Annotated in this window: 26 protein-coding genes and 1 pseudogene; 3 read left to right on the top strand and 24 right to left on the bottom strand. The window is 66.2% G+C overall.

Annotation, left to right across the window (positions count from 1 at the left end):
* Positions 1–614, bottom strand: a pseudogene (locus FV226_RS22025) (IS66 family transposase zinc-finger binding domain-containing protein); the annotation flags it as partial.
* 419 nt (positions 615–1,033) lie between these two features.
* Positions 1,034–1,243 carry a hypothetical protein gene (locus FV226_RS22020; protein WP_147764559.1) on the bottom strand — a complete coding sequence of 70 codons (210 nt, stop codon included), beginning with the start codon at positions 1,241–1,243 and terminating at the stop codon, positions 1,034–1,036.
* Positions 1,244–1,414: 171 nt separating this feature from the next.
* Here FV226_RS22020 and FV226_RS22015 point away from each other — a divergent pair, with 171 nt between their 5' ends.
* Complete coding sequence (locus tag FV226_RS22015; RefSeq protein WP_147764558.1) at positions 1,415–1,657, top strand: hypothetical protein; 243 nt, start codon at positions 1,415–1,417, stop codon at positions 1,655–1,657.
* A gap of 977 nt (positions 1,658–2,634) precedes the next feature.
* Here the strand turns inward: FV226_RS22015 and FV226_RS28745 are convergent.
* From FV226_RS28745 to glnA, 19 genes are all read right to left on the bottom strand, one after another.
* Entirely contained in the window at positions 2,635–2,940 is a 306-nt protein-coding gene (locus FV226_RS28745; protein WP_147764563.1) for a hypothetical protein, read from the bottom strand.
* Between the two features lie 220 nt (positions 2,941–3,160).
* Positions 3,161–3,964: a hypothetical protein gene (locus FV226_RS22000; protein ID WP_147764556.1), complete on the bottom strand. Its 804-nt coding sequence runs from the start codon at positions 3,962–3,964 to the stop codon at positions 3,161–3,163.
* A gap of 61 nt (positions 3,965–4,025) precedes the next feature.
* Positions 4,026–4,271: a hypothetical protein gene (locus FV226_RS21995; protein WP_147764555.1), complete on the bottom strand. Its 246-nt coding sequence runs from the start codon at positions 4,269–4,271 to the stop codon at positions 4,026–4,028.
* Between the two features lie 141 nt (positions 4,272–4,412).
* Complete coding sequence (rpmG, locus tag FV226_RS21990) at positions 4,413–4,580, bottom strand: 50S ribosomal protein L33 (RefSeq protein WP_147726819.1); 168 nt, start codon at positions 4,578–4,580, stop codon at positions 4,413–4,415.
* A 146-nt stretch (positions 4,581–4,726) separates the two neighbouring features.
* Positions 4,727–5,467, bottom strand: a complete 741-nt coding sequence (locus tag FV226_RS21985; RefSeq protein ID WP_147764554.1) for an NUDIX domain-containing protein — start codon at positions 5,465–5,467, stop codon at positions 4,727–4,729.
* Positions 5,421–5,882 (bottom strand): DUF983 domain-containing protein, encoded by a 462-nt coding sequence (locus FV226_RS21980; protein WP_238272645.1) that lies wholly within the window; start codon positions 5,880–5,882, stop codon positions 5,421–5,423. Before FV226_RS21980 ends, FV226_RS21985 begins: the two co-directional genes overlap by 47 nt.
* Positions 5,883–5,909: 27 nt before the next feature.
* Positions 5,910–8,222 carry a ribonuclease R gene (rnr, locus tag FV226_RS21975; protein ID WP_147764553.1) on the bottom strand — a complete coding sequence of 771 codons (2,313 nt, stop codon included), beginning with the start codon at positions 8,220–8,222 and terminating at the stop codon, positions 5,910–5,912.
* 156 nt (positions 8,223–8,378) lie between these two features.
* Positions 8,379–8,717: a hypothetical protein gene (locus FV226_RS21970; protein WP_147764552.1), complete on the bottom strand. Its 339-nt coding sequence runs from the start codon at positions 8,715–8,717 to the stop codon at positions 8,379–8,381.
* Between the two features lie 64 nt (positions 8,718–8,781).
* Positions 8,782–9,360: an NAD(P)H-dependent oxidoreductase gene (locus FV226_RS21965; protein ID WP_147764551.1), complete on the bottom strand. Its 579-nt coding sequence runs from the start codon at positions 9,358–9,360 to the stop codon at positions 8,782–8,784.
* A 49-nt stretch (positions 9,361–9,409) separates the two neighbouring features.
* Positions 9,410–10,045 carry a VOC family protein gene (locus tag FV226_RS21960; protein ID WP_147764550.1) on the bottom strand — a complete coding sequence of 212 codons (636 nt, stop codon included), beginning with the start codon at positions 10,043–10,045 and terminating at the stop codon, positions 9,410–9,412.
* Positions 10,046–10,112: 67 nt separating this feature from the next.
* The gene (locus FV226_RS21955) at positions 10,113–10,391 is read right to left on the bottom strand and encodes a hypothetical protein (protein WP_147764549.1); all 279 of its coding nucleotides are present in this window, start codon (positions 10,389–10,391) and stop codon (positions 10,113–10,115) included.
* A 431-nt stretch (positions 10,392–10,822) separates the two neighbouring features.
* Positions 10,823–11,167 carry a hypothetical protein gene (locus tag FV226_RS21945; RefSeq protein ID WP_187278817.1) on the bottom strand — a complete coding sequence of 115 codons (345 nt, stop codon included), beginning with the start codon at positions 11,165–11,167 and terminating at the stop codon, positions 10,823–10,825.
* 1 nt (position 11,168) lies between these two features.
* Positions 11,169–11,822 (bottom strand): RNase A-like domain-containing protein, encoded by a 654-nt coding sequence (locus FV226_RS28140; RefSeq protein ID WP_246691683.1) that lies wholly within the window; start codon positions 11,820–11,822, stop codon positions 11,169–11,171.
* A gap of 82 nt (positions 11,823–11,904) precedes the next feature.
* Positions 11,905–12,177: a hypothetical protein gene (locus FV226_RS21935; RefSeq protein WP_147751639.1), complete on the bottom strand. Its 273-nt coding sequence runs from the start codon at positions 12,175–12,177 to the stop codon at positions 11,905–11,907.
* A 25-nt stretch (positions 12,178–12,202) separates the two neighbouring features.
* Positions 12,203–14,134 (bottom strand): EAL domain-containing protein, encoded by a 1,932-nt coding sequence (locus FV226_RS21930; RefSeq protein ID WP_187278816.1) that lies wholly within the window; start codon positions 14,132–14,134, stop codon positions 12,203–12,205.
* Between the two features lie 353 nt (positions 14,135–14,487).
* Complete coding sequence (locus FV226_RS21925; protein WP_147764547.1) at positions 14,488–14,835, bottom strand: hypothetical protein; 348 nt, start codon at positions 14,833–14,835, stop codon at positions 14,488–14,490.
* Between the two features lie 43 nt (positions 14,836–14,878).
* Positions 14,879–15,151 (bottom strand): hypothetical protein, encoded by a 273-nt coding sequence (locus tag FV226_RS21920; protein WP_147751642.1) that lies wholly within the window; start codon positions 15,149–15,151, stop codon positions 14,879–14,881.
* A 1-nt stretch (position 15,152) separates the two neighbouring features.
* Positions 15,153–15,806 (bottom strand): RNase A-like domain-containing protein, encoded by a 654-nt coding sequence (locus FV226_RS28135; protein ID WP_187275100.1) that lies wholly within the window; start codon positions 15,804–15,806, stop codon positions 15,153–15,155.
* Between the two features lie 161 nt (positions 15,807–15,967).
* A complete protein-coding gene (gene glnA / locus FV226_RS21910; RefSeq protein WP_147751643.1) occupies positions 15,968–17,377 on the bottom strand; it encodes a type I glutamate--ammonia ligase in 1,410 nt (469 codons plus the stop codon).
* Between the two features lie 367 nt (positions 17,378–17,744).
* Between glnA and FV226_RS21905 the strand changes: the two genes are divergently transcribed.
* The gene (locus tag FV226_RS21905; RefSeq protein WP_147764546.1) at positions 17,745–18,764 is read left to right on the top strand and encodes a glutamine synthetase beta-grasp domain-containing protein; all 1,020 of its coding nucleotides are present in this window, start codon (positions 17,745–17,747) and stop codon (positions 18,762–18,764) included.
* 111 nt (positions 18,765–18,875) lie between these two features.
* Here the strand turns inward: FV226_RS21905 and FV226_RS21900 are convergent, their stop codons facing one another.
* Both FV226_RS21900 and FV226_RS21895 read right to left on the bottom strand, forming a co-directional pair.
* Positions 18,876–19,814, bottom strand: coding sequence for a glutaminase (locus FV226_RS21900; protein WP_147751645.1), 939 nt, complete (start codon positions 19,812–19,814; stop codon positions 18,876–18,878).
* Between the two features lie 21 nt (positions 19,815–19,835).
* Positions 19,836–20,174 carry a P-II family nitrogen regulator gene (locus tag FV226_RS21895; RefSeq protein ID WP_147727910.1) on the bottom strand — a complete coding sequence of 113 codons (339 nt, stop codon included), beginning with the start codon at positions 20,172–20,174 and terminating at the stop codon, positions 19,836–19,838.
* 215 nt (positions 20,175–20,389) lie between these two features.
* Between FV226_RS21895 and FV226_RS21890 the strand changes: the two genes are divergently transcribed.
* Positions 20,390–21,898, top strand: coding sequence for an NAD(P)H-hydrate dehydratase (locus tag FV226_RS21890; RefSeq protein WP_147764545.1), 1,509 nt, complete (start codon positions 20,390–20,392; stop codon positions 21,896–21,898).
* Between the two features lie 45 nt (positions 21,899–21,943).
* Here FV226_RS21890 and FV226_RS21885 read toward each other — a convergent pair.
* Positions 21,944–23,276: multicopper oxidase family protein (locus FV226_RS21885; RefSeq protein ID WP_147764544.1), on the bottom strand; the 1,333-nt coding region annotated here is incomplete at its 5' end.

Here is a 23,276-nt window from a genome sequence, read left to right as displayed (position 1 = left end):
TCGAGACGGCCTCGTCGCGACCGGAGCGGAAGCGCTTCTGCGCGCGCTGGAGCAGGTTCATCAGCCCGCCCTGGCTGAGCGTAAGCCCGAACAGATCCGACAGCGCCGCCTGCAACCGCTCGTAGGATAAGGCCTGGAAGGTCTTGAGGTACGTTGCCACCGCATGCAGCCGCGGGCCGAAGGGCGTGCCGCGCGCCGCCTCTGGAACCGGTGCGATCACACGCGCCCCGCAGGTCGGGCACTGCACCGCCAGCCGTTGATGCTGGGTGACAACCGGTGCGACTTCCGGCAGCTCGATCCGTTCGGAGACGCTGACGACCTCGACGGGAAGGTCCCCGTGCAGTCCGCCGCCACAGCACGCGCAGCGATCCGGGCGATGCGCGACGACGGCATCAGGATCCTCGCTCATCACGCGGCTGTGGCCCTCGTGGCCAGGCTTCGCCCCGCCTGGTTTGGCCTGTGCGCGCCGCTCCTTGCGATCCATTGCCGGCGGCTTCGAAGACGTGCGTGAAGTCTTTTCCGGGCGCTGCATCCGCAGCACCACCTCATCCTGAGCTTGTCGAAGGATCGATGAGCTCCTTGCGGTTCAGCCGCTCAAGATCGCTTCGGCCCATCCCACAAGGGAAAAAGCGAAACCCGACCCGCGCAAGGGGGGGTAATTACGGATTCATTGCTGCGGACGACGACGAGAGGTAGCGCAGAAATCGGATATAACTGTATCAACAAATTCGATTCGCCGTACCGCTCGTAACTATCGAGCAGGACTGCGCCGGATCTGATCGATGCGACTGTCGGACAAATCCTCGTAGATACTGGCGACTTTTCGGCTAGATGCCGCACGAGACACCACAGCTTTGGATCCCACCGTTTTCGGAGCAGCGTGCTCCGACGCGAGCGCTGGGGAAGTCAGCTCCGGAGTCTTTTGGCCTAGCTGAGTGCGTCGCTTGAAGTACGGCGCGCGCTCTGACCCGCATCCTTCGCAGATCGAAACGAGCCACGATTGCCAAAGGCCATTCGTCTTCTCACGCATCGACTATGCCTGCTCGCGGTGTGCCGACGCGAGCTGGAACGTGTCGAGATCGGTCTGCTTCTTGATCTCGGGCTCCGGCTTCGCCTCAGGCTTTTGGATCGCATCAGACTTCACTCGGAGCGGTGGGCTGAGGTTCCGGGTAGTTGCGTCCTGTGCGTACGCTGGAATAGCAACATAGGTTAAGATCAAGGAAAATATTGCAATCTGCTGCATGTGATACTCCGTTCACAATGCAACCGAGCATTTTAGAGGTGGTTCAATTTGTTTCGACTTCAGTCAGTCGTACACCGACGCGTTGCCTCTTGAGCCTTAGATATTGACCTTAGCCCGCCCTGCACCAGTCGCCGCGGCCGGGCCGGTTATGCCGATGGCGGGTACGTGCCGATGACGGGCACCTATCGCATCCCCGTCGCGCCGGCTCAGGGCCCGGCGAACACGAACGGCGCGCCTCCCACGGTCAACGTGATCAACAACGGCGAGGTGGTTACCGCAGAAGTGCAGCAGCGGCCGGATGGCTCGTTGGACGTCATTCTCGACAAGATAGAGGGGCGGTCGGCCAATCGCGTGTCACAGGCGCAGAGCCCGCTTTCCAGCGCCATCGCGGGTGGACGGAGGCTAAGAGGCTGAAGCGGCTCAAATAACCGCGGTCTTGAACTCCATCGAAAAAGGACCCGCCACGGCGCACGCGGCAGGGCCTCTGAACTCAATTCGGATTCGGGCGCTCAGTAGCCGCGACCGTAGCCCCGATCATAGGCGCCTGCGCCGGCAGCCCCAGCAGCCACGCCAGCAATACCCAAGCCTACTGCTGCGCCGGTAGACAGACCACGGCGACCGCGGCGGTCATATCCTCGATCGCGACCATAGCCACGATCATACCCACGCTCGTGGCCACCATCCCGGTAGCCGCCATGCCCGTAGCCATAGCCCTGTGCAGTTGCACCGGTTGCGCCGAGAGCTCCGAGAGAAAGCGTCACGGCGGAGATGAGAGCGAGCTTACGCATCGATGTCTCCTTCGCTGTTGCGTTAACTGGCCAACCCAATGCGAATGAGTGTGTTCCGATATTTCTCGAAATCCAGTCGAGTCGCATGCCGGCCCACGACGGCAGGTGAAGCCCCGGTCGCTAGCCCGACGATGGCGACCGGGGGGGTAATTCGAGGGGCGGTTTTCCGGAAAAGACGGATAGGACCGATCGCCCAGTTCAAATAACCGAGCTGCCTACCTCCAGGCATGACGCGCCAGCAGCGCCGGGTCTGGGAGGCGCAGCAGCGGAAGAGAGGTGGCGGGCAGCTCCGACCAGTTGCATGACTGGTATTATGCATAAATAGACGCCACGATTGGCGAAACTGGGGATATGGCGAAAAATAGTGCTTCTAAGGTAGATCTATTCGCGCTATTAGACCGCCAACAAAAAAGGCCCCCCCCGAAGGAGCGGCCCGAAGTCTAGGGAGGAAACGCCCAAGAAGGGCTGTGTTACGGCGACGCCATCGCTGCAACACGGATTGAGTTTTGCATGCGCGAAATCGCAATGCAACAACCCATACCGGCTTCGAGATTTGCACTAGCCCGCCCGGCATCTGCCGCGGCGGGCTTTTTCATGGGCTACTCAGCAGCTCAATCGGCGGCCTTCGCGTCGACCGAATGCGCGGTAGTGCGCAGCACCCGACTCCATTTGCCCCCGGCTGATGGCGCGACGAACGTCGGGATTGCAGCGAAGGTACTCGCTCTCATCGAACCCGTAACCCCCGCCGCCGCCGCGGCCCCGACCGTCATACCCGCGGTCGCGGTCCCGGTAGCCATCATCGCGACCACCATATCCATAGTCCCGGCCGCCGTATGGCTGAGCGAAGGCTGGGGCCACCGAACCGACAATTGTCAGACCTACCACCATCACAGCGCATATCGTCTTCATTTTTCGCACTCCCTGCATCAGCGCTCAGAAACAGATTGCAGGGGCATTTGGTTCGCTCGACATCATCCTCGACAAAGGGGAGGCGCAGTCCGCTCCCAGCCGCGATCGCATGCGGCCGGCGTTTTAGGAGGTGAATATTGATCTAAGTATGGTCAATTTGCGCAATGATATCAAATTTCGTCCGGCCAATTTATTGTTGGTTGATTGATCTCCTCCCCTACTACGGCGGTAAAACTAGTTCGCCCCCCTCCAGTGTACGTCGAGCAATGGCCAGATCCTCGCCTGGTTCAATCGAAGGCGGTAAATCCAAATTTATATGCGAGGCCGGACTGCTCTGAGCCGGTTTAGTAATTCTATTGATAGTTTCTAGAACTACTTTCTTCAGTGCGGTCCTAGCCTCCTCAATTGTAACGGGATGTTTGGGGTAGTCATACTGAACGCTAGCATGGCGATGCCAATTTGCAGTCTGCTTAACCCGATCTACTAGCTTTGCCTGTGCGGGCATCAAGCTCATGTATCCCTTTAGTCCACCCCAATGCTTTAAGAGCGCTTCAAGAGACTTGTAGATTGCAATCCAATCAGGGAATGCCTCTAAATCCTGCATGGACGTCCGAATAAAATCATCGGTCTCCACTTGATTATAAAAATCTTTGAAATCACGCGGCGATGGTCGATCTTGAGGCGAAGGTAAGATGCAACCGGTCAAAGTTGATTTACGATTACGCCATTTCACCATATCATTTTCAATTTCAAATACGGTTCCGATTTTTAAAAAACCACAGCCTTCCAAAACATCAAGACATCCTCTAAGTGTTGCTAGTTGAGTCTGAGCCACATCCCTCATAATATCTGCTGATAATGCGTTCCATTTTGATGAGCGAAGGCACCAACAGTTTCCTATCAGTGTGCAAAATAAATCCTCCGGCCCTGCAATGCTTCCATTAATTTTATGCACTAAGCTATCGATGCTGTGTTTCTGGCCAAGTATCTGGCCTGCCCACCTAGAAGATAAAATTATTTTCAAAATCTTTTGCTCCTGTCACGATAAGTGGTGACAGCATAAGAATAAACGGCCACATCTATAACTAAAAAAACCGGCGTTCCAGTTTTTTCGAAGCGCCAGCCTGCAGTCCGACCGCACGCATACGGCGGTTAGGGGTGACGGTTAGGTCTAGGTCTTGGTATCCCTCAGAACGGCAAACCAGGCCCTTGATGTCCGGATGCTGCGTGCCGGTGGTAGCGAACCACACCTCGGCGAAGAGCTCGCGCGACGGGGCCGGTGATTCGGCCGCCTTCTCGATCAGGCTGTTGAGGAGGGCGCGGCGGTCCATGCTGGCCTCCAACTCCAAAACGCCGCACGGGCGAGCTTTCAGCGCCGATCCGACGTGACCCTGCTGTGACCCCAAACGAAAAAACCGCCCAAACAAAGGGGCGATTTTCTCAAGGATTGCAAATGGTTGAAGCGATCGAGCCTACTTGATCTTCGACTCCTTGAAGTCGACGTGCTTGCGCACGACCGGGTCGTACTTGCGCTGCGTCAGCTTCTCGGTCTGCGTGCGGGAGTTCTTCTTGGTGACGTAAAAGTAGCCCGTGTCGGCGGTGGAGACGAGCTTGATCTTGACGGTGACGGCCTTGGCCATGGCGGCGCTCCTGGTGCTTGCGGCATTCCGCATGCGCGAAACGCAAAGGGGCCGGGCGTGGCCGGCCGAATACCGGCGGGTGAATGCCCGATCGGGCCGGACGCGTCAAGGTGGGGATCCGCTTGGGCGCCCCGCAGCCTTGAGCTCTACAGCACCGTGCGCTCGCGCCGTCCGTGGCGTTCGGCGTGGAACGGGATTTGGCGATAGGGCGCGAAGTCGACCGCGACCTGCGCCTCCAGCTCGTCGAGGATCATGCCGGTGATGGTCGGCAGGTCGAGTTTTCGCGCAGCCGCGAAGGTGAACCAGGCGAGCTCCGTGAATTCGGAAGTGTCCGAGACCCGGCCCGGCTCCTCGGCGGCCACCGCGCGGCGGTCGACCGTGAAGAAGCGGGTGTCGAAGCGGCGCACGCGCTTGGGCGGGGTGATCGCCCGGGCGACGAAGTGCAGGGCCTCGAGGTCCGGCAGCACGCCATGTGTCGCGAAGGCCTCCCAGCCGGCGGGCACGTCCTCGGGCGGGCCGTATTCGCGGGTGCCGACGAGCAGGCCGGTCTCCTCGAAGGTCTCGCGGATGGCGGCGAGCGCGAGCGCGCGGCCGAGATGGTGGGGGGGGCGCGTCACCTGACGGGTCAGGGCGGCCTCGGCGTAGTCCGGCAGGGCGCCGGCCACCGGCATGCGCTTGTCGCCCGGCTCGATCCGGCCGCCGGGAAACACGAACTTGCCCGGCATGAAGGCGAGGCCGGCGTTGCGGCGGCCCATCAGCACCTTCGCCGCGCGCGCGCGGCGATCCAGCACGATCAGCGTGGCGGCGTCGCGCGGGCGCAACGCCGCGGATGGTTTCGGCTTAGGGCCGGAAGAGGGGGGACGCGCCGTCGAGGCCGGGTCGGTCAAGGTGCGCGTCCTCCAGCCCCGCTTCGGGCTTGGCTCCCGGTAGCGTGGCGAAGCCGTGCATGCCAAGGGCGTATTGCAGCCCGACCACCGCGCCCTTCACCGGCTGGAGCAACCCGAGCGCCATCGCCAGCGTCACCACCGGCCAGACGCTGAGCGAGACCCAGAGCGGCACGTCGTAGTTCAGCTCCGATTCGAGGATCAGGTAGCCGATCACGTGGGCGACCACGAAGATCACCAGATAGGGCGGCAGGTCGTCGGCGCGGTGGTGGTGCATCTCGAGCCCGCAGGCGTCGCATTCGGGCCGGACCTTGAGGTAGCGCCCGAAGATCCGGCCTTCGCCACAATGCGGGCAGCGGCCGACGAAGCCCCGCGCCATCGAACGGACCAGGCCGGTGCGGGTGGAGGGCTCGCTCATCATGCCGTCACCATACACCCGGCCGTGTCACCGGCGCGAGCCGCGGTGACGCGTACCCGTGTTGCGGATGCCGGCGGGGCGACCGCTCGGGGCGGCCTTGAAGGCGCGGCCGCCGGGCGCCTTGGTGCCGGCGGACTTGGTGCCCGCCCGCGTGCGCCCGTCCGACAACAGCTCGAACCGCAGCGCGCCGGCGACCGGGGCGGCCTCCACCAGCCTCACCTCGACCTTGTCGCCCAGCCGGAAGGTCTCGCCGGTGCGCTCGCCGACCAGGGCGTGGCGGCCTTCCTCGTGGCGGAAGTAGTCGGCGCCCAGCGTCGATATCGGCACGAAGCCGTCGGCGCCGGTGTCGGCCAGCTTGATGAACAGGCCGGCCCGCGTCACGCCGGCGATCTGGCCGTGGAAGCTCGCGCCGACCCGGTCGGCGAGGTGGTGGGCGATCAGCCGGTCGATGGTCTCGCGCTCGGCCGCCATGGCGCGGCGCTCGGCCGCCGAGATCTGCTCGCCGACCTGTGCGAGGTCGGCCGCCGTCACGTCCGGCGAGAGCCCGTCCGAGCCCATGCGCCCCGCCGTGATCAGCGCCCGGTGGACGACGAGGTCGGCGTAACGCCGGATCGGCGAGGTGAAGTGGGCGTAGCGGCGCAGGTTCAGCCCGAAATGCCCGAGGTTCTCGGACGCGTAGACGGCCTGGGCCTGGCTGCGCAGCACCACCTCGTTGATGAACAGCGCGTGCTCGGTCTCGGCCACCGCCCCCAGGATGCGGTTGAACAACGCCGGGCGCAGCGCGCCCTCCTTCGGCAGCTTGACGCCGACGGAGGCGAGCACTTCGCCCAGAGCCCGCATCTTCTCGATCGCCGGCTCGTCGTGCACCCGGTAGATCAGCACCTGACGTGCCGACTCCAGGGTCTCAGCCGCCGCGACGTTGGCCTGGATCATGAATTCTTCGATGAGGCGATGCGCGTCGAGGCGCTCCGGCACGATCACCCGGTCGACCGCCCCGTCGGCGGTGAGCAGCACCTTGCGCTCCGGCAGGTCGAGGGCCAGCGGCCCGCGCCTGTCGCGCGCTTCCTTCAACGCGGCGTAGGCGGCCCAGAGCGGGCGGAGCGCCCCATCGAGCAGCGCGTTGGCCGCGTCGTCGCCGTGCCCGTCGATCGCTGCCTGCGCCTGCGCGTAGGAAAGCTTTGCGCGCGAGCGCATCATCACCCGGTGGAAACTGTGCTTCCGCTTGGTCCCGTCGGCGGCGACCACCATCCGCACCGCGAGCGCCGGGCGGTCCTCGCCCTCGCGCAAGCTGCACAGGTCGTTGGAGATGCGCTCAGGGAGCATCGGCACGACGCGATCGGGGAAGTAGACCGAGTTGCCGCGCTCCAGCGCCTCGCGGTCGAGGCTGGTGCCGGGGCGGACGTAGGCCGCCACATCCGCGATCGCCACCGTGACGACGAAGCCGCCGGGGTTGCCCGCGTCGTCGTCGGCCTCCGCCATCACGGCGTCGTCGTGGTCCTTGGCGTCCGGCGGGTCGATGGTCAGCAGCGGCCGGTCGCGCCAATCCTCGCGGCCCTTCATCGTGGCGGGCTTGGCCGCATCCGCTTCCGCCAGCGTCGCCTCCGCGAACACGTGCGGGATGTGGTGGAGGTGCAGCGCGATCAGGCTCACCGCCTTCTCGGAGCCCAGCGAGCCGAGGCGCTCGCGCACCCGGCCGCGCGGGAGGCCGAAGCGGGTCTCGCGCTCCAGCGTCACGCTGACGAGGTCGCCCTCGCGGGCCTCGCCCTCCTCGCCGGGCGGGATCAGGATCTCGCGCCCCTGCGCGCGCTTCTCCACGGGCACGATGCGGCCGCCCTGGGCGCCCTCGCGGAACACGCCGATGATCTCGGCCTTGTTCTTGCCGATCACCTTGACGACGCGGCCGGTGTAGCGCCCGTCGGCGCCGTCCGGCTCGACCTTCAGCAGGGCGCGGTCGCCGATGCCGGCGGTCAGCCCCCTCGGCTTGCGGCCGCCGCGCGGGGCGTGGAGCACGATGGTCGGCGGCTTGCCCTTGCCCGCATCCCACTCGGCGGGGAAGGCCAGGAAGTCGCCGTTGCGGTCGCGCGAGCGGATGTCGGCCAGCACCACCGGCGGCAGGCGCCCGGCCTTCGACAGGCCGCCGCGCCCGCGGGCGATGTCGCCGTCCTCCTCGATCTCCTTGAGGATGCGCTTCAGCCCGATCTTGTCGGCGCCCTTGATGCCGAAGGCCTGCGCGATCTCGCGTTTGCCGACCGTGTCCGTCGCCTGCGCGATGAACGCGACGATCTGCTCGCGCGAGGGCAGGGAGGGTTCACCCGCCTGGGTGTCGATGCGTCTGGCCAAAGGCTTTGGGCTCGCTCGCGCCGCGCGCGGCGACGGTTCTGTTCGGGGATCGCGATCGAGGACCGCGCTTGTCATCCCCAACATGGTGCTGCGCCCGATCCGGAGCAACATCGGCGCGGCCCGCCCTCAACAGGCGTCGGCCGCCGACGCCGGCCCTCAGCCGGTCGAGGCCGACTTGCGGATCGTCTCGACGGCGGAATCCACGTCGAAGCCGGGGGCGGTGAGGTCGTCGAGGGCGAACGGCGCGGCGCGCGGCAGGGTCAGGTTGACCTGGCCCTCGGCGTCGCGGAACTCCGGCGCCTCGGCCGCCTGGATCGCCAGCGTCCAGGCGCCGTCCACGCGCACCGAGGCGGCGTCGGGCGGGTCGGCCGCCAGCGCCGCGAGCTTGGCCCGCGCCGCGTCGCGGCAGGCGAGGCTCGTGCGGTCGTCGGAGATCAGCGCCGCCTTGATCAGCTCGGCCAGGGCGTCCCGGACCCGCTCCACGCTCTCGTTCATGCCTTTGCCCGCCTCGCGACCGCCACTCGGCTGGAGCCATGGCAATCGCGGTGCCAGCCGGGGCTCAGTACGGCGTGCCCTTCTGCCGCTGGGCCTTCAGCGCCTCGGCGTACCAGGTCAGCTCGTCGAGGAACCGGCCCGCGGCCTTGGGGAGCCAGGGCTCGGCGGCCGTGCCGGCCTCGTCGAGCGCCTTGCCGACCCGCGGCACCGGCAGCAGCGAGGGGATGCTCGGCATGCCGAGCTCGGCCAGCATCGCCCGGAGCTGCATCGCCGCGCGGACGCCGCCGTACTGCCCGGCCGAGTAGCAGCAGATCGCCGAGGGCCGCCAGAAATACTCCTCCAGGAAGTGGTCGAGGGTGTTCGACAGGGCCGGCGGCACCGAATGGTTGTACTCGGCCGAGACCACCACGAAGGCGTCGGCACGGCGGTAGAGCTCCGCCAGCGCCTCGAGCTTCGGCGGCGCCTCGCCCTTCGGGTGCTCCTTGTACATCCGGTCGAGCAGCGGCAGCTGCAGCGCGGCGGGGTCGACCAGTGGCGCCTCCCAGCCGCGCGCCTCCAGCTGCACGATCAGGAAGCGCGCGACGCGAAGGCCCTGCCGGTCGGAGCGGACCGAGCCGAGGATCACGGGGCAGACGAGGGCCATCGGGACGGTCTCCTGCTGGATGCGCCGGCTAGCAGCCGCCGCCGAAGCCTCAGGATAGCACGCGCAGGCCGCCGGGCGTCGCGATCTCGGCGCGGTAGCCGAAGGCCCCGGCCCGGACCGCCGGCGCGTCCGCGAGGTCGAGCGTCCGGTACAGCGCGGCGATCCGGTCGGGGTCGGGGTGCGTGAGCGTCAGGCCGGCGAGCCGGCAGCCGAGGTCGGGCATCGCGGCGGCCGGGTGCGGCCCGTCGCCCCACGTCATCGGGCAGGGCAGGGCGCCGTCCTCGGGCCAGGCGCCGTCGGGGCGGACGGCGAAGCGCCAGGTCAGGGCGCAACGGGTCATCCTGGCGGCCTTCCCGAACCGTTCGCCGTGGGCGCCGAGCAGGCGATCGAGATCGTCCGTGCGGGCGACGAAGCCGCGCAGCCGCCGGCCGGACTCCCAGTCCGCTCGCACCCGCCCCGGGTCGCTCAGGCCGAACCAGCGGGCGTGGGGCGGGGCCGCCGCCTCGGGATCGATGGCGATCACTTCCAGGAACAGGGCCTCGCCGAGCCGCAGGAGGTGGTTTCGGGTGCCCATCTCGCGGTGGCGCCCGCCCTCCGGCATGTCGATCCCGAGGCCGTCGCGAACATACGCCACGCCCGCGGCGAGATCCGGTGCGACGATGGCAAGGTGGTCGAGGGTGAGCATGGATCGATCCCTATCACCAACGGCGTTCGCTGGTTCCGAACGGCCCTGTCGGTTCCCGAGCCGGGCGTCACAGTCTGTCCCGCACCCGTTTGAGGAAAGCTCTCAGCTCGGCGCCGTCATAAAACACAAAATCGGCGGACGAAGACCACCATAGTTTTCTCAGTTCTTCATCTGAAAATTCATTCCCGATAAAAAATTCGAGCTGCTCCTTCAGCCTTGCGCGTTTTTCCTTGTCTTTGAAGGGCGATAAGACGGTTCTGATCAGTTCATCTTCGCTCGATACGTCATCAAGAAGATATTGATAGAACTGTAGGCTGAATTCAAGGAATTCTAATGGGAATTTCATTTCGAGCGGCTTGCATATGATAAAAGCTGAGCCAAAATCAGAGCCGATCGCGCGCTCTTCTCAGTAACTCGCGTAGCCCTGCGCTATCATGAAACACAGTGTCTGCGGAAGACGACCACCAGATTTTCTGTAGCTCCTTGTCGTCGACATGATCCTGCGTGATCGCATCGAGATACGAACGCAAGCATGCGCGTTGTTGCGTGTCTGAAAATGGGGACAAGACCAAGTCAATTAATTCTTCTTCCGTTTCAACATCATCTAATATGCCAGAGTAAAACTGAAGTGAGAATTTTTTAAATTCAGGGGGTTGTTGTATGTCAATCTCCATCACTTCGTGAATGTGATGTTCGGACGCGGAATCCACGCGCCGAATTTGGGGTGTGAATTATATAAAAACCAGAGCTTCAATTATGCCTGACATAAACAGAGCCTCATCTGTTGCTATAAGCCTCAGCGTTCGCTGACTCCCGACTGCTCTGGCGGGTTCCAAAGTAGGGGTTACAGCCTATCCCGCACCGTTTGAGAAAAATTCTCAGCTCGGCACCGTCGTAAAATACAATATCGGCGGACGAAGACCACCATAAATTCTTTAGTTCATCATTTGAAAAATTATCTGAGGTAACCAGACTGAGATAATCTCTCAGCCTTGCGCGTTTTGCCTCATCTTTCAAGGGCGATAAAACAGTACTGATTAATTCCTCTTGGCTCGATACGTCATCAAGAATATCCTGATAGAATTGCAGGCTAAGCTCACGAAATTCCGCAGATAATTTCATTTCAATCACCTTCTGTTAAAAGGTATGCTGTCCGGATACGAAATCCGCGAGGGGAAGTAGGGTCATGTCTCAACTCAACGCCGACGCTACGCGTGTCGCGCATATAAACGACGCCCTCGTTTGTGCTATAGGCCTCTCTCCCAGTGTTGCGATCGAATGATTTTTCTATGAACTTACGATCGTCGATACCGGAAGCGACGCGATCGACGGCTTCCTTATTTGATTCTATTGTTTGATTGGCAAAATTATTTGCGGATTCGATCGACTCGAAGCTCCCGTCTCGCCTCATCCCTCCGTTTGCGAGCAATGAGCGCCACTGAGATTTTCGCACGCGCTCGAACAATTCGTCATCGGACTTGCCGATATGCCTGCCAAGCGTGTGGCCGCCGCGCCCCTCCTCCGCTCTGAGATCGCCTTTGTACCGTTGATCATCTTCGCTGCCGACGAGGATGAGACGTGCATCGTCACCCGTCGTAAAGCCTTCGGCGCCGTCCTCACGCGTCCACCGGCCACCGTCCGGTCGGCCGGCCGGCACCCGCAATTGGCCCGGGTTGTAGGCGTGAAGAACGAGGCCGAGCCGAAGCAGCTTCGCCTCGACGCGCAAAGCCGCCAAAAGCCACCGCGACCGCGTGACGACGATCTCATGCGCGACCATGGATCACTCCGCCCGTGGGCGGGGCGTCATAGGCTAATAGTCTTAATATGTCAGGAATGTTCTTGATTTGTTCGTGGCGCAGTCAAGCCCGGGCGACAAGCGTTTCCCTTCGCTTCCCACCACGCGCGGCCGGGCGCCGTGCCCGGCCCCGCCCACGTCCCGGCGATTCGTCGTGCCCGAACGCGACCGGGTGCGGGGGCATCCCGTCGCGCAGCACCTCGGCCGTCGTCGACGCGATGACCGAATCGATCCGGTCGTCCATCAAGACGCCTCCGGCTTCGAGGAGGGCGCGGACAGGGGCGACGCCCTCCGCGAGGATCGGCGCGACGATCGCCCTGTGGTCGAACGCGAGCACGGCCCCTCCTCGGGCCCGGCGGCGCTCAGGCGGCTGCGGCGATCCGGTCTTCGCCTTGCGGCTGCGGCAGCGCAAAGCCGGCCTCGAACGCGGCGATCGCGGCCGCCGGCATCGGCTTCTGGAACAGGTAGCCCTGCATGTAGCGGCAGCCGGCGGCGCGCAGATGGAGCATCTGCGCCTCGGTCTCGACGCCCTCGACCACGCAGAGCAGGCGGAGGTTGCGCGCGAGGTCGAGGATCGAGTGGATGATGTTGCGCGAGGCGGCGTCGCTGCAGATGTCGGTGACGAAGCTGCGGTCGATCTTCAATTCGCTGATCGGCAGGCGGTGGACGTAGCCGAGGCTGGAATAGCCGGTGCCGAAATCGTCGAGCGCGATGCCGACGCCGAGCGCCCGCAGGGCGCCGAGCGAGCGGCCGGCGTCGACGAGGTCGCGCATCAGGCCGGTCTCGGTGACCTCGAACACGATGCGCTCGGGCACGATGCCGCTTTCCGCGATCAGGGCGGTGATCGTCGCGATGCCCTCGGCGGCGGCGAGGTCGTAGGCCGAGAGGTTGAAGGACAGGGCCACGTGCTCGGGCCAGGACGCCATCGCCGCAAGCGCCTTGCGGAGCAGCGCCAGGCTGAGGTCGTGGATCAGCCCGGTGCGCTCGGCCACCACGATGAAGTCGACCGGCGACACCGAGCCGAGGGTCGGGCTGTTCCAGCGCGCCAGCGCCTCGTAGGCCTGGACCCGCCCGGCGACGACGTCGACGATCGGCTGGAACAGCAGGTGGAACTCGGCCGCGAGGTCGGCCCGGCGCAGCGCCTGCTCGACCTGAGCCTGCCGGTGCATCCGGTTCTCGTGCTCGAACGCGAAGCAGGCCGCGGTGCCCGGCGCGTGGGTCTTGGCATGGTAGAGCGTGTGGTCGGCCCGCTCGACGAGCATCTCCGCGGTCCGCGCGGTTTCGGGGAAGCACGCGAAGCCGATCGAGGCGCCGATCCGCGCGGTGGTGTCGCGCAGGGCATAGGGCTGCTTCAGGATCGTGCACAGGGTCCGGCCGAGGGTGTCGAGGTCCGGCCAGCCGTGCAGGATCAGGCCGAACTCGTCGCCGCCGAGGCGCGCCACCACGCCCGCCGCGCCGACGGCGTCCTGGAGCCGGCGGCCGACCTCGCACAGCACCGCGTCGCCGGCTAGGTGGCCGAGGGTGTCGTTGACCGGCTTGAACCCGTCGAGGTCGATCAGGCCGATCGCGAAGCGCGTCTCCGCCGTGCCGGCGGCCGCGATGGCCTGCTCGAGCTCGGCGAAGAAGGAGCGCCGGTTCGGCAGGCCGGTCAGCGGGTCGGTGTGGGCGAGCGCGTGGTTCTCCCCGGTCAGCCGGGTGAGGCGGCGGAAGTCGCGGTAGTAGACCGACTGCATGAACAGCAACACCACGACGACGCCGACGTAGTTGAGCGCGGCCGCCCGGACCACGGGCGCGCCGATCACCAGGAAGTACGCCGAAGCCGGCACCGCGAGCGCCGAGACGATCAGCGTCGCCGTGCGCAGGTGCGTCAGGCAGGAGATGCACGCGATCATCGTGATGCTGAGGAAGTACAGCACGTGCAGGTTGGTGGCGGCGTCGCCGTACCGGGTCAGCAGGATGGCCCAGATCGCAAACCCGGAGCCGAGGATCGCCGCGAGCCGGTTGGTGCCCCTGAGACGGCGCAACGCCTCCTCGGGGCCGATGGCGTGATGGTTCGTGCGGCTCCAGATCAGGACGCGGCCGGCGCAGACCGACAGCAGGACCGCCAGCGGCAGGATCGTCAGCCCGTCCGGCGCCACGCCGTAATGGGTGTAGGCCACCCCCATGGCGTCCAGGCTCAGGATCGTATGCAGGATCGGCACCTGGCGCGACAGGGCCCGCGCCTGCGCGACGAGCACGTTCGGCTCGTCGTCGGGGACCCTGAAGAGCCGGCGCACGCTGTTTGAGACTGTCATCGCCAGCGCCGTGGCTCGGTTCTGTTGCATCTGCAACGGAGATAGACATCAACAAATGCTAAAGATTGGATAATCAGCCAAGGGACTCGTCCGTTGGTCGGTTGAACCGTCGGGTTGAAAAGCAATCGTGGGTTAAAAATACCATCATCGGTGGCGACGTTCAGAGTCGGCCGCCGGCGCCGGCCCGGAATGCACGCGAACTGCGATCGGCGACGGAAGCCTCGGTCGGCGAAAACCGATCCTGCGCGATGGGGAGGTCGATGTCGGCATCCGCCTGCGTCCACAGCCGCCCCGCCTTCGCGTCGGATGCGTGGCGCGTGCGACCGTCCCGTCGGCGCGGCGTCGTCGCCCGGTCAGCCTCTGCGCCGACCGGACCGGTCGTGCCCGCGCCAGGACGGCCGGCTCCGCGGCTGAAGCAGCCGGTTGCGCGCCCGCTTCAGGATGATGCGCAGGCCGCCATCGGAAAACCAGTCATCGGTCGGCGTCGCGTTCCACAGGCGCAGCAGTTCGGCGTCGGAGACGTCGTCGCGCGTGATCCTGTCGAGGAACTCGCGCAGGCGGATCCGGTCCTGGCCGGTGAACGGATCGAGCACGATGGCCCAGATCTCGTCCTCCGTCTTACCCCTCACGTCGAGGTCCTGGTGGAAACCCAGGCCGAACTGGTAGAATTCGGGCGTCGGTTCGAGGCGCGGTTTCGCCATGGCGTCTCCCCCCTTACCGTTTGCGGCGTCCGCCCCCGATCCGTCAGATCCGGTCGCGTGCGCCGGCCAGGAACGCGCGCAGGCCCTGCGCGGTGAAGAAGTAGATGTCGGCGTCCGTCTCCTTCCACAGCCGCTCCAGCGACGCGTCCGACGCCTCGCGGAGGGCGCGGTCGAGGAACTGCCGCAACCGGACGCGCTCCTCACCACGAAAATCTCTGAGACCGAAATCGTACATCTCGTCGAGCGTCGGCGCGATGCGATCGATGTCCTGGATGTACCAACGGGCAAAGGTGAGGAATTCCGGGGACGCCTGCATGTCAATCTCCGTCATTGCGTGGATAGGCGGTATGGATGCGATACCCACGGGAACTGCCCGGATCGTGGACGATATACATTCCGACACCGTAGGTCGTGCGCAGATACGGCTCGATTTGCCCCGCCGTGTAGGCTTCCCGCCCGGTTCTGTATCCGAAGCGAGAGGTCAGGAATGCACGGCTCTTTTTACCGGATGCGACATCATCGACCTCCGCAGCATTCTGTTCCAGGGTCCGATTGACGTAATCGTTCGCAGACTCCACGGATTCGAACGAGCCATCTCGGCGCATGCCATAGTCGACGACCGGGAACGTCCTTCTGCTGGCCAGGACGCGACCCATCATCTCCGCATCCGTCTTGCCGACATGCTCGCGAAGCGTATGTCCGCCGCGCGCCTCTTCTTCGGAGAGCACGACCGTGTACCGGCGGTCGGCATCATCCGAGACATGGACGATCCGCGCATCGTCGTCGGAACCATGCCCGTTGCCGGCATCGCCATCCGTCCATTGGCCGCCGTTCGGGTTCCCGGCCGGCACGCGGGGTTGGTCGGCGTGATACGCACGCAGCGACAGACGCAACCGCAGGAAGGCGACCTCCACGCGGTACGAGGCGATCAGCCACCTCGCCCGCAAAAGGCCCGTCGCGCCTGACGCCATGGAATGCACCCCTCGGATCTGCCTACAGTCCTATAAAGGAATTTTATCCGTAAAACAAGGGTGTCATCGCGGCCTTCAAACGCGAAGCGCCGGAACCTCGGTGAGGCTCCGGCGCTGGGTGGTGGGTCGTCGGGGGAGCGGGCGTCGCGCCCGCCCCGGCCTCAGAGCGAGTAGTACATCGTGAACTCGACCGGGTGCGGGGTCATCTCGTAGCGCATGACCTCCTCCATCTTCAGCGCGATGAACGAATCGATCTGGTCGTCGGTGAAGACGTCGCCGGCCTTGAGGAAGGCGCGGTCGCGGTCGAGGTTCTGCAGCGCCTCGCGCAAGGAGCCGCAGACGGTGGGGATCTTCTTCAGCTCGCGCGGCGGCAGGTCGTAGAGGTCCTTGTCCATCGCCGCGCCCGGATCGATCTTGTTGAGGATGCCGTCGAGCCCCGCCATCAGCAGCGCCGAGAAGGCGAGGTAGGGGTTGGCCATCGGGTCGGGGAAGCGGACCTCGACGCGCTTGGCCTTCGGGCTCTTCGTCCACGGGATGCGGCAGGAGGCCGAGCGGTTGCGCGCCGAGTAGGCGAGCAGCACGGGGGCCTCGTAGCCCGGCACCAGACGCTTGTAGGAGTTGGTGGACGGGTTGGTGAAGGCGTTCAAGGCCTTCGCGTGCTTGATGATGCCGCCGATGTACCAGAGGCATTCCTGGCTGAGGCCCGCGTACTTGTCGCCGGCGAAGACCGGCTTGCCGTCCTTCCAGATCGACTGGTGCACGTGCATGCCCGAGCCGTTGTCGCCGAAGACGGGTTTTGGCATGAACGTCGCGGTCTTGCCGAAGCTCTGCGCCACGTTGTGGATGCAGTACTTGTAGATCTGCATGTGGTCGGCCAACAACGTCAGCGTATCGAACTTCATGCCGAGCTCGTGCTGGGCGCTCGCCACCTCGTGGTGGTGCTTCTCCACCTTCACGCCCATGCCCTGCATCGCAGCCAGCATCTCGCCGCGCATGTCCTGGGCCGAATCCTGCGGCGGCACCGGGAAGTAGCCGCCCTTGGTGGCGACGCGGTGGCCGAGGTTGCCGCCCTCGTAGTCGGTGAAACCGTTGGTCGGCAACTCGGTCGAATCGAGCTGGAAGCCGGTGTGGTACGGGTCGGCGCCGAACTTCACGTCGTCGAACACGAAGAACTCGGCTTCGGGGCCGACGTAGATCGTGTCGCCGATGCCGGTGGACTTGAGGTAGGCCTCGGCGAGCTTGGCGGTGCCGCGCGGGTCGCGGGCGTAGGGCGCGCCGGTCGAGGGCTCGAGCACGTCGCAGACGATGACCATGGTCGCCGCCGAGAAGAACGGGTCCATCGTGGCGGTCGAGGGGTCCGGCATCAGCAGCATGTCGGACTCGTTGATCGCCTTCCAGCCGGCGATCGACGAGCCGTCGAACATCGTGCCTTCCTCGAAGATCTCGTCGTCGATCAGGCTGACGTCGAAGGTGACGTGCTGCCACTTGCCGCGCGGGTCCGTGAACCGGAAGTCCACGTACTTCACGTCGTTGTCCCGGATGGTCTTCAGCACCTCGGCCGCTGTCGTCATCTTGGGCGTCCTCCTCAGATTCGTGGGCCGCCGCACTTGAGCCGCGCGCCGGACGTGCGCTGCATACAGCCCGGGACGCGCCCGTGCCAACCGAAGCGACCGGAAATCTTCTCCGCGCGCCGGCCTGCGCGTTCCTGGTCGACTGGGCGCCATCAGCGCCTCGTGCGTCATCGGACCGAGCGGTTCGGTTCCCCTGGAAAGGGATGTTCACACGGAGTTGATCGCCAGGGTAGCGCGTGAGCGGGAACCGGCGGTGAAGTGGCATTTCGCTGGCACGGTCCCTGCTAGCGGGGTCTCGGTCGTCGGAGGCCACGGAGCGGCTGCGTTTCCCCGGACTTCGCATCGTTAAACGGACGAGAGACTCGGAATGACGAAATACAAACTCGAGTATTTGTGGCTCGACGGGTACACGCCGGTCCCGAACCTTCGCGGCAAGACCCAGGTCAAGGACTTCGACGGCTTCCCGACCCTCGAGCAGCTTCCGCTCTGGGGCTTCGATGGCTCGTCGACCATGCAGGCTGAGGGCGGCTCGTCCGACTGCATGCTCAAGCCCGTGCGCCACTTCCCCGATTCCACGCGCAAGAACGGCGTGCTGGTGATGTGCGAAGTGATGATGCCGGACGGCAAGACCCCGCACCCGTCGAACAAGCGCGCCACCATCCACGACGACCCGGGCGCCTGGTTCGGCTTCGAGCAGGAATACTTCTTCTACAAGGACGGCCGCCCGCTCGGCTTCCCCGCCGCCGGCTACCCGGCGCCCCAGGGCCCGTACTATTGCGGCGCCGGCTATTCGGCGGTCGGCGACGTCGCGCGCAAGATCGTCGACGAGCATCTCGACCTCTGCCTCGATGCCGGCATCAACCACGAGGGCATCAACGCCGAGGTGGCCAAGGGCCAGTGGGAGTTCCAGATTTTCGGGAAAGGCTCGAAGAAGGCCGCCGACGAGATGTGGGTCGCCCGCTACCTGCTCGAGCGCCTGTGCGAGACCTACGGCATCGACGTCGAGTACCATTGCAAGCCGCTCGGCGACACCGACTGGAACGGCTCGGGCATGCACGCCAACTTCTCGACCACCTACCTCCGGGAGACCGGCGGCAAGGACTACTTCGAGAAGCTGATGGCGGCGTTCGGCGGCGCGATCGAGGATCACATCGCGGTCTACGGTCCCGACAACCACCTGCGCCTCACCGGCAAGCATGAGACGGCGCCCTGGAACAAGTTCTCCTACGGCGTGGCCGACCGCGGCGCCTCGATCCGCGTGCCGCACTCCTTCGTGAACAACGACTACAAGGGTTACCTGGAAGACCGCCGCCCCAACAGCCAGGGGGACCCCTACCAGATCGCCTCGCAGATCCTGAAGACGGTCGAGTCGGTTCCGACCACCTGATCGGCATCGCGAGGATTTCGGATCGTCAGCGGCGCGGACCTTCGGGTCCGCGCCGTTTTTTTGTTTCTTGTCCTTCCCACCCTCTCCCTCAAAGGGGGGGAAGGAAGGGGATCAGGCTCCGAAGATCGACCAGCCCATGCGCTTGGTCAGGCTCTCCAGGGCGATGCGGCCGAGATGGGAGTTGCCGGATTCATCGAGGCCCGGCGACCAGACCGCGATCGAGGCGCGCCCCGGGGCGATCGCCAGGATGCCGCCGCCGACGCCGCTCTTGCCCGGCAGGCCGACCCGGTAGGCGAACTCGCCCGAGCCATCGTAGTGGCCGCAGGTCAGCATCACCGCGTTGATGCGGCGGGCGCGCTCCGGTGGGATCACGGACAGGCCGGTGGCGGGGTTCCGCCCGGAATGGGCGAGGAACCGCCCGGCGGTGGCGAGCTGCCGGCACGACATGCTGATCGCGCAGTGATGGAAGTAGACGCCGAGGGTGTAGTCGACCGGGTTCTCGACCACGCCGAACGACTTCATGTAGTTGGCGAGCGCCACGTTTCGGAAGCCGGTGCGCTTCTCGGAGGCCGCCACCGCCTCGTCGATGGCGATGGTCGGGTCGTTGGCAAGCGCCTGCATGAAGCGCAGGATTTCGCCCAGGGCTTCGCGCGGCTGGTGGCCGGAGAGGATCACGTCGGTCACCGCGATGGCGCCGGCGTTGATGAAGGGGTTGCGGGGCACACCCTGCTCGCGTTCGAGCTGGACGATGGAGTTGAACGGGCTGCCGGATGGCTCGCGCCCGACCCGCTTCCACAGGGCGTCGCCGACCATGCCGAGCGCCAGCGTCAGGGTGAAGACCTTCGACACGCTCTGGATCGAGAACGGCGTCTCGCTGTCGCCGGCCGCCGCGATGGTGCCGTCGGCATCGATCACCACCAGGCCGAAGCCCTGCGGGTCGACGCGGGCGAGCTCGGGGATGTAGCGCGCGACCGTGCCCCGGTCAGAGCGCTGCCGCATCTCGTAGGCGATCTCCTCGACCACGCTGCGCAGGTGCGGGGCGAGGCTCACGCTCGCTCGCCGGGGCCGCCGTCAGATCGCGTCCGGGCCGGTCTCGCCGGTGCGGATTCGGATCGCCTCCTCAATGGTCGAGACGAAGATCTTGCCGTCGCCAATGCGGCCGGTCTGGGCCGACTTGCGGATCGCCTCGACGGCACCCTCCACGAGCGCGTCGGAGAGCACGATCTCGAGCTTCACCTTGGGCAGGAAGTCGACGACGTATTCCGCGCCGCGATACAGCTCGGTGTGGCCCTTCTGGCGGCCGAAGCCCTTCGCCTCGATCACGGTGATGCCCTGGAGGCCGACCTCCTGGAGGGCCTCCTTCACCTCGTCGAGCTTGAAGGGCTTGATGATCGCTTCGATCTTCTTCATGCCGGACGGCCCAACCTGCGCTTGACGATGCTGAATTTCTACCACTCCCCCGGTCCGGCCGCCACGCCGTTTTCAACCGGCATCGGTCGAAACTGCCTCTTCGACTTGCATGAACTGCAAATCGTTTGTGCATTTTTCGACTGGCGGCCGATTGTTTGAGCAGTGTCTGGGTGGCGCGCGGGCAGCAAACGTTCGAACTTTTGGGGATCGATACGATGGATGGGGCACGGCTGATGACGGTCGCGGCGATGGCGGCCGTGGACGCGGCGGCCATCGCCGGCGGCACCCCGGGCATCGCGCTGATGCGTGCGGCCGGCGCCGCGGTGGCCGAGCGCGCCCGCACACACCTTCCCATGGGCGGACGCGTGCTCGTCCTGTGCGGACCCGGCAACAACGGCGGTGACGGGTTCGTCGCCGCGCGCCTCCTCGCTGAAGCCGGGTACGGCGTCGACCTCGCCCTCCTCGGCCCGCGCGAGGCCCTGTCCGGCGATGCGGCGCTCGCCGCCGTGGAGTGGGCCGGGGCGGTGCTCGGCCTCGCCGAAGCCGACCCGACGCGGGCCGACCTCGTGATCGACGCGCTGTTCGGCGCCGGCCTGTCGCGCGACCTCGACGGGCCCGCCCGCCTCGCCCTCGAAGGGGTCCGGGATTCCGGGCGGCCGGTGCTTGCGGTCGACGTGCCGAGCGGGATCGACGGCGACACCGGCATGGTGCGGGGCTTCGCGCTTCCCGCCGTCGAAACCGTGACCTTCGTCGCGGAGAAGCCCGGCCACCTGCTACAGCCCGGCCGTGGCCTTTGCGGATGCGTGCACGTCGCCGACATCGGCACCGGCCCGGCGGCGTTCGCGGCCGGGCTCGCGCTGGACTCGCCCGCCTTCCGCAACGGTCCTGCACTCTGGAATGCGTTCTTCCCACGACTCACCGAGGCGAGCCACAAGTACACCCGCGGCCACGCCCTCGTACTGTCGGGTCCTGCCACCCGCACCGGCGCGGCGCGCCTTGCCGCCCGCGGCGCGCTGCGGATCGGGGCCGGGCTCGTCACGGTCGCCTCGCCGGAGCGGGCGCTGGCCGAGAACGCCGCCCACCTCACCGCGATCATGCTGCGCGGTTGCGACTCCGCCGACGACCTCGACGACCTGCTCACCGACGAGCGCATCAACGCGATCCTGGCCGGTCCCGGCCTCGGCGTCGGCGAGGCGACCCGCGACCTCGTCGCGGTGGCGGCCGCCGCCGGCCGCGGCCTCGTGCTCGACGCCGACGCGCTGACGAGCTTTTCCAAGCAGGCGGCCCTCCTCGCGGCCCACATCGCCGACGGCGACGCGAAGGCGGTGTTGACGCCGCATGCGGGCGAGTTCGCCAAGCTGTTCGCAGACACCGACGCCGTCGCCGAAGTCGGCAAGCTGGAGCAGGCCCGCCGCGCCGCCGCGCAATCCGGCGCCGTGGTGGTGTTCAAGGGCCCCGACACGGTGGTGGCCGCCCCCGACGGCCGCGCCGCGATCAACGAGCATGCCACGCCCTGGCTCGGCACCGCGGGCTCCGGCGACGTGCTCGCCGGCCTGATCGCCGGCCTCCTGGCGCAGGGCATGCCACCGTTCGAGGCCGCCTGCGCCGCGGCCTGGCTCCACGGCGACGCCGGCCTGCGCCACGGCCCCGGGCTGATCGCCGAGGACATTCCGGAACTGATGCCCGCGGTGCTGGCGGATGTTTTGGAACGGCTCAGAGGCTGACGACGGTCTCTTTCCCTCCCGCAGGAGGAGGTAGGAACGCGTCCCTCACGTCACCTCGAAGCAGGTCCACAGCCCTGTGTCGAACCGCTCCAGCACCGTCGCGCTGATCAACCAGCGGCCAGGGTTGTCGGCCTGGAAGGCGATGCGCGCGGTGCGGCCTTCGAGCAGCTGGAAGGTGTCGAGCCAGTAGGGCTCCCAGCCGTCGTCGAGGGGGTGGAGCAGGCGGAAGACGTGGCCATGCAGGTGCAGCGCCTGCGGGAAGGCGGTCTCGTTTCGCAACGCCAGCACCACCACCTGGCCGCGCTTCACCGTGAAGATCGGCGCGAGGCCCGCGGTCGCGCTGGTGCCGTTGACCGACCAGATCCGCTTGGCGTCGCCAGAATAGACCGGCTCGGCCTCCGGCTTGTCCTTCTGAAGGGTGGCGCCCCCGGTGATCACCACGTCGCGCCGCAACGCGTTCTGGAGCTTGACCTCGCGCGGCAGCAGAGGGTTCTCGCCGATCGGCCCGATCGGCGGTCGCTTCTCGGTGACCGGCGCACCCTTGGTGACGACGGTGGCGAGCTGCAGGCCCTGGCCGACGAGCGCGGTGATGGCGCCCTTGGCGTCGGCCTCGGCCGGCAGGTCGATCAGCAGGTCGTAGCGGGTGCCGGGCGGGAACGGCAGCGTCGCGCGCAGGGGCTCGAAGGTGTCGGTCGGCTGGCCGTCGACGGCCGCGACGTAGACCTTCAGGCCCTCGAAGCGGATGCGGGTCGCCCGCGCGTTGCAGGCGTTGCCGAGCCGCACCCGGATGCGGCTGCCCGGCCGCGCCTCGAAGGTCGCCGGCACGTTGGCGCCGTTGATGGTCACGAGGTTGCCGAGCCGCCCGTTGCTCGCCGCGAACGCGGTTTGGCCGAAGGGCAGCAGCGTGCCGTCGTCCTGCAGGCGCCAGTCCTGCATCAGCAGCGACACGTCGGCCTCGACGGCGGGCGGCGCCTTCTCCTCCACCACGAGGAAGCCGGCGAGGCCCCGCCCGGACGGCTCGCTCGATCCGCCGACCACCAGCGGGCGGACCAGGAAGGTGCCGGCGTCCGGCGGCACGAAATCGTAGGTGAAGTCGGCGCCGGGCGCGATCGGCGTCTGCGTCACCCCGCCGACGCCGTCCATGGAATTCTTGTTGCGCACCCCATGCCAGTGCAGGGAGAGCGGCTTGTCGGTCTTGTTCTCGACGCGCACGCGAACGGCCTCGCCGAGCTTCACGCGCAGGGCCGGGGGCGCCGACGTGCCGTCGAACGACCAGATCGGGGTCTCGGGGGCGGGTTCCGGCTTGAAGCGCGTCTTGCCGGGCGCCGCCGTCAGCACGCGGGGTTCCGGCAACGGCGGGGCGGGCGCCGGCGCGGCG

Source organism: Methylobacterium sp. WL12 (genome assembly GCF_008039475.1).
In the GTDB taxonomy this organism is placed as follows: domain Bacteria; phylum Pseudomonadota; class Alphaproteobacteria; order Rhizobiales; family Beijerinckiaceae; genus Methylobacterium; species Methylobacterium cerastii.
Note: the sequence above shows the minus strand (reverse complement) of the source record. Positions and strands in the feature narration are given on the sequence as shown.

Bases quoted from the DNA above. Each gene is read 5' to 3' on its own strand.
- FV226_RS22020 (WP_147764559.1), bottom strand. From the start codon at position 1,243: ATGCAGCAGATTGCAATATTTTCCTTGATCTTAACCTATGTTGCTATT.
- FV226_RS22015 (WP_147764558.1), top strand. From the start codon at position 1,415: ATGACGGGCACCTATCGCATCCCCGTCGCGCCGGCTCAGGGCCCGGCG.
- FV226_RS28745 (WP_147764563.1), bottom strand. From the start codon at position 2,940: ATGAAGACGATATGCGCTGTGATGGTGGTAGGTCTGACAATTGTCGGT.
- FV226_RS21995 (WP_147764555.1), bottom strand. From the start codon at position 4,271: ATGGACCGCCGCGCCCTCCTCAACAGCCTGATCGAGAAGGCGGCCGAA.
- rpmG (WP_147726819.1), bottom strand. From the start codon at position 4,580: ATGGCCAAGGCCGTCACCGTCAAGATCAAGCTCGTCTCCACCGCCGAC.
- FV226_RS21980 (WP_238272645.1), bottom strand. From the start codon at position 5,882: ATGAGCGAGCCCTCCACCCGCACCGGCCTGGTCCGTTCGATGGCGCGG.
- FV226_RS21970 (WP_147764552.1), bottom strand. From the start codon at position 8,717: ATGAACGAGAGCGTGGAGCGGGTCCGGGACGCCCTGGCCGAGCTGATC.
- FV226_RS21965 (WP_147764551.1), bottom strand. From the start codon at position 9,360: ATGGCCCTCGTCTGCCCCGTGATCCTCGGCTCGGTCCGCTCCGACCGG.
- FV226_RS21960 (WP_147764550.1), bottom strand. From the start codon at position 10,045: ATGCTCACCCTCGACCACCTTGCCATCGTCGCACCGGATCTCGCCGCG.
- FV226_RS21955 (WP_147764549.1), bottom strand. From the start codon at position 10,391: ATGAAATTCCCATTAGAATTCCTTGAATTCAGCCTACAGTTCTATCAA.
- FV226_RS21945 (WP_187278817.1), bottom strand. From the start codon at position 11,167: ATGAAATTATCTGCGGAATTTCGTGAGCTTAGCCTGCAATTCTATCAG.
- FV226_RS28140 (WP_246691683.1), bottom strand. From the start codon at position 11,822: ATGGTCGCGCATGAGATCGTCGTCACGCGGTCGCGGTGGCTTTTGGCG.
- FV226_RS21930 (WP_187278816.1), bottom strand. From the start codon at position 14,134: ATGACAGTCTCAAACAGCGTGCGCCGGCTCTTCAGGGTCCCCGACGAC.
- FV226_RS21925 (WP_147764547.1), bottom strand. From the start codon at position 14,835: ATGGCGAAACCGCGCCTCGAACCGACGCCCGAATTCTACCAGTTCGGC.
- FV226_RS21920 (WP_147751642.1), bottom strand. From the start codon at position 15,151: ATGCAGGCGTCCCCGGAATTCCTCACCTTTGCCCGTTGGTACATCCAG.
- FV226_RS28135 (WP_187275100.1), bottom strand. From the start codon at position 15,806: ATGGCGTCAGGCGCGACGGGCCTTTTGCGGGCGAGGTGGCTGATCGCC.
- glnA (WP_147751643.1), bottom strand. From the start codon at position 17,377: ATGACGACAGCGGCCGAGGTGCTGAAGACCATCCGGGACAACGACGTG.
- FV226_RS21905 (WP_147764546.1), top strand. From the start codon at position 17,745: ATGACGAAATACAAACTCGAGTATTTGTGGCTCGACGGGTACACGCCG.
- FV226_RS21895 (WP_147727910.1), bottom strand. From the start codon at position 20,174: ATGAAGAAGATCGAAGCGATCATCAAGCCCTTCAAGCTCGACGAGGTG.
- FV226_RS21890 (WP_147764545.1), top strand. From the start codon at position 20,390: ATGGATGGGGCACGGCTGATGACGGTCGCGGCGATGGCGGCCGTGGAC.